Annotated in this window: 7 protein-coding genes; 5 read left to right on the top strand and 2 right to left on the bottom strand. The window is 56.6% G+C overall.

Translation table 11 applies throughout. From position 1 onward, the window contains the following. The first annotated feature begins 96 nt into the window (after positions 1–96). From TBK1r_RS02930 to TBK1r_RS02915, 4 genes are all read left to right on the top strand, one after another. Positions 97–2,100, top strand: coding sequence for a vWA domain-containing protein (locus TBK1r_RS02930; RefSeq protein ID WP_145207450.1), 2,004 nt, complete (start codon positions 97–99; stop codon positions 2,098–2,100). A 198-nt stretch (positions 2,101–2,298) separates the two neighbouring features. Then, entirely contained in the window at positions 2,299–2,982 is a 684-nt protein-coding gene (locus TBK1r_RS02925) for a hypothetical protein (protein WP_145207449.1), read from the top strand. Between the two features lie 849 nt (positions 2,983–3,831). Continuing rightward, positions 3,832–4,836: an AAA family ATPase gene (locus TBK1r_RS02920; protein ID WP_145207448.1), complete on the top strand. Its 1,005-nt coding sequence runs from the start codon at positions 3,832–3,834 to the stop codon at positions 4,834–4,836. Between the two features lie 173 nt (positions 4,837–5,009). Next, positions 5,010–7,442 (top strand): S8 family peptidase, encoded by a 2,433-nt coding sequence (locus TBK1r_RS02915; RefSeq protein ID WP_419580911.1) that lies wholly within the window; start codon positions 5,010–5,012, stop codon positions 7,440–7,442. A gap of 429 nt (positions 7,443–7,871) precedes the next feature. Here the strand turns inward: TBK1r_RS02915 and TBK1r_RS02910 are convergent, their stop codons facing one another. After that, entirely contained in the window at positions 7,872–10,019 is a 2,148-nt protein-coding gene (locus TBK1r_RS02910) for a glycogen debranching protein (RefSeq protein ID WP_419580910.1), read from the bottom strand. A 402-nt stretch (positions 10,020–10,421) separates the two neighbouring features. On the opposite strand from TBK1r_RS02910, the gene TBK1r_RS38185 reads away from it, so the two are divergent. Next, positions 10,422–10,565 carry a hypothetical protein gene (locus tag TBK1r_RS38185; protein WP_419580909.1) on the top strand — a complete coding sequence of 48 codons (144 nt, stop codon included), beginning with the start codon at positions 10,422–10,424 and terminating at the stop codon, positions 10,563–10,565. Positions 10,566–10,583: 18 nt separating this feature from the next. Here TBK1r_RS38185 and TBK1r_RS02905 read toward each other — a convergent pair whose 3' ends face one another. Next, the gene (locus tag TBK1r_RS02905) at positions 10,584–12,863 is read right to left on the bottom strand and encodes a sulfatase-like hydrolase/transferase (protein ID WP_419580908.1); all 2,280 of its coding nucleotides are present in this window, start codon (positions 12,861–12,863) and stop codon (positions 10,584–10,586) included. Between the last annotated feature and the right edge of the window lie 180 nt (positions 12,864–13,043).

Genomic DNA, 13,043 nt, shown 5'->3' with positions numbered 1-13,043 from the left:
AGAATCGGCGCAGGATCAGAAGCGGCATTCGGTATTGCTAACGAACACGGGATTTTTGACCCGATCCGCACCGTTTTTGACCCACGAGTCCAAGTCATGAAAAACCAACTGTTGCGTCTGGCCTTGACGCTGATCGTCGTGCTGCCGATTGCCAGCGCCCGGGCCGCAGACATCCTGGTGATCGTCGATTCCTCCGGCAGCATGCAAGAGTCGACTCCGGACGGAGTCTCGCGAATCGATGCCGCCAAATCGGCACTGCTGGGTTTGCCCGCCTCCCTGCGGGATCACAACGTCGGTGTGATGCTGTTCGGACACCGAACGACGTCGCGCCAGGCCGGAGCGTGCCAAGACATCGAATTACGTCTGCCGATTGCTCCCTTTGTCGAAGCCGAATATCAATTGACGATTGCGGCACTGCAGCCGCTCGGAGCGACGCCGATCGCAAACTCGCTGTTGCTGGGGCGAGACGTTCTGTTGGCGCGTCAACGCGAAACGCAAAAGTCGGTCATCGTGGTCACCGATGGCAATGAAACATGTGGTGGCGATCCGGTTGAGGTTGCCAAAATGCTCCGCGAAGCTGGATTCAATATCAAAATCCACGTGGTGGGTTTCGACGTGGATCGCCAACAGGAAATGCAACTGCGTTCGATCGCGTCAGCCGGCGGGGGCGAATATGTGTTGGCGCGGGATGCCTCGGAATTGCGGAAAGCGTTACCGGAGATGGTCCACACGGCACTGCGGACGACGGTCGTTGAGGAATTGGAACGAAGAGAGCTTGTCGTCGACCGATTCGATTCGGACGCTTTGGGCGACGAGTGGACGGTCATCCGCCCGGATTTCGAACGCTACGCGGCGGTCGACGGCGAATTGTTGATCGTGTCACAGCATAGCGACGATGAGAACAACAGTCCCCATCTCGGCGACTGGCATGACACCGACAAGACCAAAAACGTCGTCCAACGGACCGCCCCGATTGTCGCCAATGATTACGAAGTCTCGGTCGACTTGGATCTGGCAATCTCTTCACTCGGCCAAGGGGCGGCGTTGCAATTGAGGGCAGACGATCACCATGTCATCGAACTGGCCTATTCCGCCCACCCTTACGGAAACAACATCGAACGCAAGTTCACGATGTGCAAGATTCTTGGGGATCATGTCGCCAGTGTGTCTTCGTCGCTCGCAACCGGCACCGCTTCGGACGCGGACCAAATGACACTCAAGATCGTCAAGCGGGGACTCGTCTTCACCGGGTTTGTGAAAATCGCCGATCCGAAAACTGGCAAGGTGGAGTGGCGTGAAGTGGGGCTCCAAGCGGCCCCAGGTTTCGAATCTGCCCATCCCGCTTTGATCGCCGCCAACGGTTGGGAGAACAGGCCTGAGGCGACAGCGACGTTTGATCATTTCATGGTTCACGAAAACGTGCTCAAGCGGACTGTTTCTGATACACAGCCCGAGGACGCAGCTTTTTTCACCGTGTTCGACAACACCGCCGCCTTCGAAAACGACTTCGTCATCCTTGATCCGTCTAAAATGCACATGGGACTCAATCGAGGGCTGAATATTGTTTCTCAATACGGGATTCCCGGAGACGAATCCGATCCACTGAAAAACCTCGTCTTGCTCAATCGTGAGTTACCGAAAGGAAACTACGAAATCGAAGTTCAAGCGACCACCAGGCTGACCAACCAAAACAGTGATGTCGGGATCGCCTTGTTCCAGGATCATCGATCGGCGTTGTTCCTGGGCCATGCCGCCTTCGGGGGCGGCGGATACAACTACGACCCACAACTGCAATTCGATAAGGTGCTGGGAGACGAACGGACGGGGACACGTCAATGGCTTTCCCATGTTCGTGGCAAGCAAGTCACGCTGGTTTTCAAGATCACCAAAAGGGGTCGCAAGTACACCGCCGAGGTCTATGCTCCCACGGAGAAGAAAGACGAACGGGCGTGGATCCGAATCGGCGAACAAACATTGCTGCGATTCCAACCACGTCTTGGCTTTTACGCCTGGAACCGCTCGGCCGAGACCTACGGCCGAGGTCCCGCGCACGAAGTCAACATCTGCTTTGAACGCGTGGTCGTTCGGCCGATCGACTAGGCCGCCGACCGAACCACCACTTCGCGATCGGACCCGCGTTTCGCGTTTGGGATCGAAAGCCTTCTGTGGATCAACGGCACCCAATGCTTCGGCGGAAAGAATCCCCGAACTTGGACATTCTTTGAGGCCATCGCACCGTGTATTGGCTGGACCGCTATACTACCAGTAGTACGGTCAACACAGGGGAGATTCGCGATCGTGTCCAGTGCACATCATTCATCCAGGCATCTTCAATCCGCGGCGGTCTTGGATCAGGTCGTGGGGTCGGGGCGGGGCATTCAGATCGTCGAAAGTCTTTCGGTCGGAATGAACACCGTTCGCGACCTGGTGTTTCAGCGGATTCATCTCGACGTGGAACGTTATTTCGGGATGGACTCGATGTGCATCCCGCTGTCGCTTGATCAAAGCGAATACAACGCCAAAGCCGAAATCGACATTTGGCAGATCGTCGAGGCCGCCGAATTTGCCGCCGGCTCTGGCTTTGCCACCGATGGCGACTGGATCCGCGGTTGGCTTGGCGAGTTGCGACTGGGCGGCAGCTACTGCAACGGCCCGATTACCGAGCGGGTTGGTCAGTACGTGGAACAGGACGAAGATGGCCGGCGGCGGCATTTCGCAAGTTGCCTGGAAAAGGTCTATCCGGAAGCCCGCAAATCCCCGTTGGTGCTCTATCAACTGATGCCCGCGGCGGTTCGGATCGTCGTCGCGATCGCCTTTGGTTCGACCCCGCACGCGGCCAAACAACGCGACCGGCAAGCGTTCTTGCTGCCGGGCATCTTGGATTGTGGCAGCTGCCAAGGTTCGGTCTTGGACAACGGGGAAACCTGCGTCGAATGCGGCAATCCGGTCTGGAATTACAACTGGCTGTTGGCAGACGATTAACTCCGCAGTCGTGCGCGATGCTCTCACCACGAGCGAGTACGCGCTCGCTGCCATTGCTGGGGACATCGATTGTACAACGGCAGCTATTGGCAACCAATTGAGATTCTCTCCCACTGGGAGAGACGGCGTTAGCGCAGCAAGCAAACGCCAGAGAGCGCCCACGCTGCGAAAGTCTTGGCGTCTTCTGCTACGTTCAAAAGCGAAACTCTGCAAATCTCAAAGCCACTCGACGGTGCGAACATTTACGCAGGTATTCGTCAAACCAGCCGTAAGAATTGACAAAGTTGTCATTTTCCGCACCGTTTCCCAAGCGTCGGTGACTGCCGCGTCCAAAACTCCGCGGTCGATGCAACCGACTGCCAGTTTGGAGCGCCCGAAACTCTCTTCGGTGTTCGAAAAACAAGCCTGCTCCGAAGTCGGCCGCCGGAGTAGCGTGGAACGAAAGCCCAAAGCTCGCGTCTGACCCCAGCAAAGACTCCCCAATCTCACTTCGACCTCCTGCCCGCGAGCGTCCCCGTCCTCGCCTACCACATACAAAGCACTCGTCAAATCGCCATCGCCCCCAATTGGGCGAGACAGCGAAAGGCTGGGAAAACACTTATCGGATCGCAATCGTAGCGACGACACACTCCCGCCGACTCCCCAACCGGGTTGTCCAACGATTAAACTGACAGTGGCGGCGAACTTCCGCGACCGGCCGATATTTTCGGCTGCGTGCGGTTCATTCCTTGCAGGACGTCTGCCCAACTTGCCCAGCTTTCATTGCGGTGGCTGGCGCAATTCCGGTATCTCCAAGAGATGCCGTGGTCATTTCAATCGCAGATGGAGCTAAGCTGAAAGCCGTTCACCATGAAATCCCAAACCCTTCGCAAGCTAATTCGAGCCATCGCCGCGCGAAGCAACGACGATCTGGACCGCATCGCGTTCCAAATCGTGCGTGACGAGAAGCGTGTCGGACATACGCGTCTTGCGGAGGAATTGGACGGACTTCTGAAATCAGAGACGGCCGTTCGTCGTGAAGGCAGCGACGATCCCGATGAAACCTCACAAGACATCGGAAGCCTAACCGAACTGCCACGTAGCAGACGCTACCGCGATCCGCTTGCAACCATCATTCCGAGGGATCAACTCGAGCACCATATGGTGTTGCCCCCGGAAGTCGAATCGCGGTTCGCTCGAATCGAAAAGGAATATGCTGCTCGACATCGTTTGGCGAAGCACGGAATGGTGCCGCGGAAGAAGATTTTACTGTACGGCCCGCCCGGATGCGGAAAAACGCTCGGGGCGAAACGGCTGGCCTGGAACCTTGGGTTGCCGCTGATGAAGGTGCGGTTTGATTCGCTTGTGTCATCCTATTTTGGGGAATCGTCGTCAAACCTAAGAAACGTATTCGATGCCAGTGCCGCAAACCCGTGCGTGCTTCTGTTGGACGAATGTGATTTCGTCGCCCGTTCTCGACATCAAACCAACGACATCGGCGAGGCATCGCGGATTGTTAACACGATGCTTCTGCTCTTGGATGAATACGAATCTCCTGGGTTGTTCGTTGCGACGACGAACGTGGCTGACAAATTGGACGCCGCCATCTTCCGGCGGTTTGACGAAGCATTCGAAGTTCCACCGCCGAGCGAAGACGAAATTGAGCGACTGCTCCGTCAAACTCTCAGCTCGATGGATGTCGATCCCAAGATCAATTGGGTAGACTTGGCATCAACCATGGTGGGAGCTTCTGCCGCAAAGGTTGTGAAGCTATCCCGTGACGCCGCAAAGCTTGCGATCCTCGATGAGCGATCAAGGATCGAAAAGAGTGACCTCGAACAAGCGTTGGCGGACAACGCAATCGACTCTCTTTAACTTTCGAAGTTATGCTCGAGACGGATTTTCCGCATATTCAGCTGGTCAAGCGAACCAGAGGTTCATATCAAACTCCCGATCATCACCAGCGTGATTACACGCCCGAACGTGAAAAAGAACTCCGGGCAAACCACAAAACACATGCCGTAGCGTTAGCTCGCTCAGTTGACGAAATGCGTGCGATCTGGGCAAAGGGCGAAGAAGAACGCCCCGAAACAGCACCAGCATTGCCAGCCGGAAAGCCAATCCTGCTGCAACTTGATCCCGACAACCTGGATCTGGACGAGATCCGACGTCGGTTGGATTTCGAGATCGTTTGCCAGGAAGAAGACGGATTTGTCATCGTCGCTTCGCACGATGTTGACGTGACAACATTTAACGAAGTAGTCGACTTATTCAGTCGATTGGAACGTGGCGGCGGTGTCGCGGCACGCATCTATGACGTGTCTGCCAGTTCGGGTGACGAGCGACTTAGGCAGATCCTGTCATCTGAGTTGTACGACCGATGGGGCGAGATCGACGACGATGAACCGATTTGGATCAATGCCGGGATCGCCTGCAATGGCGGGTACGAACCGCGTTTGACGCCGATGGGAAAGAAGGAAACCGAAGAGACCTACCAAGCACGTCATCGTTCGGAACGAATGAAAGCGTATGACCGATGGGACGAGGTGCGAACAGAACGCATTGGGCAGATCGAGAGATTTGTTGAAGCCTATGACGGCTACATCGACCCCAGCACCAAAGAACCGGATACAGACGTACCGGATGAATTCACCGCACGCATTCGACTTCCCGGTATCGGGCTGCGTGACTTCGTTTTCAACTATCCCTATCTATTTGATGTCGAAGAAGCGGAAGTAGCAGAGCTTCCCGTGTCACCGTCGTCGACATCAACTGGATCGACCAGCCCGGTTGTCATTTCTCCGCCGCCATCAGACGCGGTCGCGATATGCGTAGTTGATAGCGGAATACAAGAAAACCATCGGCTCCTCAAGGCGGCCGTCGACTCATCCGAATCCCGTTGCTTTTTCGGGAATTTTCCCGCTGACGTCGCCGACTACGTGACACCATCGGGGCACGGAACACGCATCGCCGGCGTCGTCCTGTTTGGCGATAACATCCCTAGCACTGGAACCCATCAAGCCGAGTTTTGGATTCAAAACGCCCGAGTGCTGAACAAGCAAAATGAGCTACCCGACGACCGAGCCATTTACGACATGCTCAGCGAGATCGTCGATCACTTTCGCTACGGGCATCGTGGCACGAGGATCTACAACCAGTCGATTTGCAGCCCGAGTGTTTGCCGGTTGCGTCACATGTCGGCATGGGCAGCCAAGATTGATGCGTTGTCGGATCGGCATGATGTGCTGTTCATTCAAAGCGTCGGCAACATCCATCCCGATGCAACGGGGCGAATGCGTTTGGGGATCAAACAGCATTTGGCGGCCGGACGCGACTATCCAAGCTATCTGCTGATGGATTCGTGCCGCGTTGCGAACCCCGGCCAGAGCTTGCAAGCTCTGACAGTCGGTTCAATATCACGCGACGTGTATCGATCATCCACCTGGAACAGTTTCGCCGATGCTCCTCAGCGTCCCTCGGCGTTTTCTCGAACAGGGCGAGGGATATTTGGTGTGGTGAAGCCTGATGTCGTGGAATTCGGTGGCGACTTTGTTCGCAACCCCAGCAACGATATCTCGAATAATCCGATCGCCAAGTCGGTCTACCCTGACCTCGTGCGATGCAATCTGCACACGGCGGGGCCGTCGACCGATCGTGATCAAGTGGGAACATCATTCGCCGCCCCGAAAGTGACTCGATTAGCTGCTCAATTGCAGGCGGCCTTCCCCAAAGAATCGACGCTGCTCTATCGAGCGTTGATTGCTCTGTCGGCTCGTTGGCCAGACTGGGCATTCTTCGGATCGCGACAAGAACAAATTGAAGCAGTTCGTCACTTGGGATACGGCTTGCCAGACCACGATCGTGCAACGCAGAACACCGACTTCCGCGTCACGATGATCACGCCGGAACTGCAAAATATCAAAGCGAAGCAAGTCGACGTTTACCAAGTCAACATTCCCGATCGACTTCGCAAGCCGGGCAACGCTGGTGAAGTTATGATTGAAGTATGCCTTTCCTATTCGGCCGCTTCACGGCGAACCCGGCGTGATCGCCGCGGCTATCTGTCCGTTTGGCTGGATTGGCGGACCAACTACGCGGGCGAGTCCGCCGATGAATTTGCCGCAAGGTTGGTCAAGGAAGCAAGCGGAAGCGTGTCCACTGACCGTGAGCGATTCGATTGGGTCGTTGGGGAACACGCAGGAACCGGCAAACTCACCGCCAGCAATCGCACCGCGGGAACACTTCAAAAAGACTGGTGCAAGATGCCGGCCGACCAACTGCCCGCGTCTTTCTGCATCGCCGTCGTCGGCCATCAAGGACACAGCGTCAGCCCGTTGGACGAAGCCAAGTATCACCTGACCGTTGCCGTCGAATCGCTGGGCCAAGAAATCGAACTGTACAACGACATGGAAGCGGAGGTCGATCTATTGGCGAGTGAGATTGAAGCATCAAAGGTTGAAGTCGACGAACTGGAGACATGACAGATAATCTGACACTGTATTCTTCAAGACCGAATTAGCCATCATCTCAAGTCTTCATCGTCTCGATTCTTCTGATCATCATTGCAGGATGCCTTAGCAAGATCAGACGCGGGATTCGGGATTCTGTTCTTCATACTCCGGCGGCCGACACCGGATGTTGGTCGGATTTCAATGACCGATGTGAGCGGACTGTCGATTGAGTCGATGTTCCTAATCCAGTGAGATATTTTCAGCCTGACGCATGAGCTAGAGACGCCGCGTGGCCCCCTGCTAACGCTTGCGAGCTTAAATCGACCGCTCGCGAGGGGCGACCGTTCACAAATCGCAAAAGTTGGACCAACTTCGGCAGTTTTCACTCCGCATCGAGCGTCGACACGTTTTCGAGTTTCGCTTCGAATTCGAAAATCGCCCCCTGCTTTCCGCTCGTTGCTAACGAGGTTTCAATGGAGGGCCTTCGGGGACCGGTTCCGCCTTGTCCCGGCGTGCCGGTGGACACGACACGAGCACAACGACGGAGCGCGCGGCGACCCGAAATTGTGACGACCTGACGTGCGGGCCGTGCCCGGCTTCATGGATGTCGTCGGGCGACTGGGCAGCGGTGTCGACGGCGATTTCCCAATCGGATGCGTCGTAGTCTTGGATCGAAAACGTATGCGGGTGCCAGTCGACATTGACCATCACGTACAGATCGACATCGTACTGCGATTCACCTCGCAGATAATAGGCGAACTGTCGCGATTCACTGGACCAGTCGACGTCCGGCCCCGTTCCGTACCAGCGGACGTCGTCGCGCCAAAACCGACTCCGCGCGATCGTCGGGTGTGACTTGCGAAACGCGATCATCAGTCGAAAGAAGCGATGAAACGATGCGTGCTCCTTGAGCCGGTCCCAGTCGAGCCAGCTGAATTGGTTGTCTTGGTTGAATGGATTGTTGTTGCCGTGTTGGGTCTGTAAGAATTCGTCGCCGGCGCGAAACATTGGGGTACCGTTGGAAAGCATCAACAGGCAACAAAAATTCTTTGCCTGCTGCACCCTCAGCTTCATGATTTCATCGGTCGCACCGGCATCGCCTTCGACTCCACAATTCCAACTGTTGTTCTCACGGTGCCCGTCACGGTTCTGTTCCCCGTTGATCCAGTTGTGTCGCTGGTTGTAGGAGACTTGGTCATAGAGCGTGAACCCGTCGTGCGAATTGACGTAGTTAACGCTCTGGTACGGATGGCACGCTTCGTGAAGCGAGTCGGGAAACAGATCATCGCTGCCGTACAACCGGCGAATCATGTTGGGCAACAACCCCGGGTCGCCTTTGACGAAGCGGCGAACGTCATCGCGAAACAAACCATTCCATTGAAACCAGCGTTTTCCCGGAAACCCGCGGCCGAGTTGATTCAGCCCGGCAGCGTCCCACGGTTCGGCGATCAATCGCACTTTCCCCAACACCGGGTCGGCGCGAATGGCGGCGACCAATCGCGACTGGCTGGACGAGACCGAACCGTCACCACGGCGATTGAAGACCGAGGCGAGGTCGAATCGAAATCCATCGACGTGGTACTGATTGACCCAGCTTCGCATACTGTCCAAGATCATCCGGACACAGTGACGATTCTTGGTGTGAAGCGTATTGCCAGTGCCTGAAAAATTCGCGAAGGGATGTTCCGGATCGCCGCTGGTGATGTAGTAACTGCTATTGTCGATTCCTTTGAAGCTGTAGCAGGGACCGTGCTCGTCGCCTTCGGTCGTATGATTGAACACGACATCCAAGATCACTTCGATGCCCGCTTGATGAAACGCGCTGACCATCTGGCGAAACTCGCGGGCCGCGTTGCGTTGTTGACTGGCATACTGGGAGTGCGGGGCGAAGAAGTTCAGGGGCATGTAGCCCCAGTAGTTGTCTTCTTGCGGATCAAACTGAAACACCGGCATCAATTCGACGGCCGTGATTCCCAGTTCGAGCAAATACGGAATCTTGTCGATCGCGCCCAAATAGCTCCCCCGTCGCGATGCGTCGACTCCGCTATTGCGGTTGCGTGTGAATCCGCGGACGTGCAATTCATAAATCACCAGGTCATGCTCATGGAACCGAACGCGATCGCTTTTCCAGGGATACGCCTCCGGCTCTTTGACGCTGGGCAGGACGCCCAGGGGCGCTTTGCCGACGTTGGATCCCGGCCGGATCGCCGCCAGACGATCAAAGGTCTCGGGAAAATAGATTTCGGTCGCGTAGGGATCGATCAGCAACTTCTGCTCGTCAAACGCGTGAAGGTCGTACTTGCGACCGTCATGCGGGCCTTGTACCTGATAGCCGTAGTACACCGCACCGGCCAAATCGGACTCCGGCACACGGCAATGCCAGATCCGCCCCGACTTGTTCACCAAATAATCCAGATCGATCCGTCGACAGGGCTGGGCCAGTTGATCCGCTTTGAAAAACAGTAGCGACACACCGGTGGCATGGTTGGAATACAGGGCGAAATTGAACGCGCGTTCTTCTTTCAACCAAACCACACCCAGCGGATTCGGGCTGCCTTCACGGCTATACCAACTGGTCGTGACCGTCGTGTTGCCAATCGCTCCCACGGCCATACTCTCGCTTGTTCAAGGTGCTGCTCAACGTCAAAACTCCCTTTGCGGTGTCGCATCCTGCGGGTTGGTTTGGAAGACGCAGGTGTGCCCGCACTTCAGCGTCGTCAGCGGACGAGCGTGACCATGTGTCACTGCGTCTCGCTTCGTTTCCCGGGTGCAAATTCCACGCCAGACGCATCGATACCCAGGTGACAGGTTGGACGCCAATTGCGCGAAGTCAACATCAATGAAGGGGCCGCTCGCGCTGGCGCGAAACGGCTGATGTCAAACGAATCTCAGCCGTTTGGCGCAAGCCTACGGGCCCTCACCTGTGGAAACGATGCTTATTTCGCGGTATTGGGCTGAACGCCTCTCTCACTCCGATAATGCCGCTTCGCGTTGCGTGGAGGAATCACCATGCTCGATCGACGTGACAGACCGCGAATCATGGCGTTGTGCCTCTTTGTCGTCGGCTTTGGCCTTTTCGGCCGTGACCACAGCGGCGCCGTGGAGCCAACTGTGCTGCTGGGGCACACCGACGCCGTTTACGACGTTACCTAGCATCGGGGATGATGACCATCACGGCTCGCTGCGATCCTGCCACAATTTTTCCAACAGCTTCACCATTCTGGGATCATGCGTTTCCAGCTCGGCTCGGTCGAAGGGATAAAAATCATTGCGACCAAAGTACGCTTCGGAGGTCTCGGCAAAGTACTCGCGCTCGTTGGACATCGCGTACGCTTTCTCGGTCTTGCCGTTGCCCCGCAACACGGCATCGTAGCTGCCGTTGTTTTTGGCGATTTCGTACAACGTTCGCACTTCGCTGTGGTCGAATCCCAGCACTTGATCGTGATAGGCGTGGGCGAGTTCGTGAATCACCAGCACCGGCATCCGCTCGACTTCACGTTCAAAAATCGGGATGTTCGTGAATTCGACACAGCGGTGCAGCTTCGGATGTCGCCCTTGTTTTGCTAACCAATCGGCCCCCGGATGATACTCTCCGGACGGACCAAACCCTTCGTACTTCGGCGAAAACCAGATCGGGACATCGATCAGCCGTTCGACCGCGGGCTGCGGAATCAATCGTTTGACTGTCCGCAATTGTTCGGCAAGCAGTTCGAGGGCGCGCTCGGTGGCTTCGGCTTGTGTTTGCAACAATTGCTCGCGGATCCGAACCGGCCAGCCCTCGACGGCGCGCGACACGTAACCCGGCACGGCGGCTCGCGGATCGTTGTTTCGGATCCAATCGGCATCCCGCTTCTGCCGCGAACGCATCGTCAGCGGCTCGTCGCGATCATTGCGAACAACGATCTCCGGTCGCGGTTTGGGTTGCACGCTGTATTTCGGAGGCGGTGGGAGCGTCGCCCACATTTGACGGTGAAGCTCGCCGAGCAACGATTCATGTTCGACCGCCCCGGCAACGTTCGAATTCTCACCGGGATCGTGATGGTGATCGTACAGTTCCGTCGCCACGACTTTGCCCGTCCGTCGATTCTGCCACTCGATGTACCGGTAGCGATCGGTCCGCATCGCGTACCCCATCGCCGGCTCGCCATCGACCTGACGTCGAAACTGATTGAACGCCGGCCGTTCCCATGACTGATTCGGATCGGCCAACAACGGGGCAAGACTCTCACCTTCGAGCTGTGACGGAACCGGCAGCCCGGTCAATTCACAAAGCGTCGGATAAAGATCGACCAATTCAACAAGCGCCGATGTCGCCTTGCCGTTGCCCGCTGCACCGGGTTTGCGAATGATCAGGGGAACGCGGGCATCGATTTCATAATTCGTCTGCTTGCACCAACTGTTGTGTTCGCCCAGCTTCCATCCATGATCGCTCCAGAGCACCACGATGGTCTTGTCAGCCAACCCCAACGCGTCCAGACGCCCCAGCAATTCGCCGATCAAGCTGTCGATGAAGCTGACTGAGGCGTAATAACCGTGTTTCAGCCGCCGCTGCTGTGCTTCATCGAGCGGTCCTTGATCGGGCGATGGCGTCTGATCGAAATCGATGTAGTCTCGCAGCTCGTACATCGTGTTCATCGCAAATCCGGGCGATTGCTTGGGCAGAAACGCATTCTTGGCCAAGGCGATCGATTCGCGATCGTACAGATCCCAGTACTTGCGTGGGACCACGAACGGCAGGTGTGGCCGCACGAAACCGGCGGCAAGAAAAAAAGGTTGATCGGTTTTTGAAAGTCGTTCCATCGCCTCGAACGCCTGTTTCGCGATCGCGCCGTCGATGTGCAGATGGTCGTCGATGTCGACGACTTCGGTCGCCTGGGGCCGAATCCGAGCGATCCGCCGTTCCGGTCGCCCCTCGGCGCGCATCTTCTCTTTGTACTGAGCCTGCCGGGCCTTCGCTTCGGCTGACCACAACGTGCGTTTTTCCGGCCATCGATGCGGCTGACTCCACGATTGATTGTCCGGCCAAGGGTTGTGAAAAATCTTGCCGAACGACGCGGCATAGTAACCGTGTCGGATCAGATGCTGGGGCAAGGTGACCGCATCGGGGATCGTGCTGCGGAAACGCGTCACCAAGTCCCAAACCTTGGTCGTATCGGGACGCAGCCCCGTCATGATGCTCACCCGCGACGGATTGCAGACGGCGAGCTGGCAATACGCACGCTCGAACAAGACGCCGGATTGGGCGAGCGCGTCGATGTGCGGCGAATGAACCGCCGTTTCACCATAACACCCCAGTTCAGGCCGCAAATCGTCCACGGCAATGAACAACACGTTCGGTTTGGCGAGACGGTCTGCGCTGTCCTGACCGCACACGCAGAAAGGAGCGGCGATCCCGACCGCCACGATCATCACCCACCTTGTCAACACCCTGCGGTAGAAACCGGCACTCATAAGAACAGCCCTATCTGAATGGCTCGTGTCCGTTGCGAAACAAATGAAATCGGTTTCCCGCCTGCCGAATCCGAATTGACAGTCTGGAATCTAATCCCACATCGGTTTTCGGAACACCCGAGGCCCAACAACCGATTTGTTCCGCCACGATCAAGGTCATGCAGGCCGTCGGTACGGCGC

It is taken from the genome of Stieleria magnilauensis (genome assembly GCA_007753675.1).
Lineage (GTDB): Bacteria > Planctomycetota > Planctomycetia > Pirellulales > Pirellulaceae > Stieleria > Stieleria magnilauensis.
This window is presented reverse-complemented; position numbering and strand designations above follow the sequence as displayed.

Excerpts from the sequence above, each read along its gene's own strand:
- TBK1r_RS02930 (WP_145207450.1), top strand. The coding sequence starts at position 97 with ATGAAAAACCAACTGTTGCGTCTGGCCTTGACGCTGATCGTCGTGCTG.
- TBK1r_RS02920 (WP_145207448.1), top strand. The coding sequence starts at position 3,832 with ATGAAATCCCAAACCCTTCGCAAGCTAATTCGAGCCATCGCCGCGCGA.
- TBK1r_RS02915 (WP_419580911.1), top strand. The coding sequence starts at position 5,010 with ATGCGTGCGATCTGGGCAAAGGGCGAAGAAGAACGCCCCGAAACAGCA.
- TBK1r_RS38185 (WP_419580909.1), top strand. The coding sequence starts at position 10,422 with ATGCTCGATCGACGTGACAGACCGCGAATCATGGCGTTGTGCCTCTTT.
- TBK1r_RS02905 (WP_419580908.1), bottom strand. The coding sequence starts at position 12,863 with ATGAGTGCCGGTTTCTACCGCAGGGTGTTGACAAGGTGGGTGATGATC.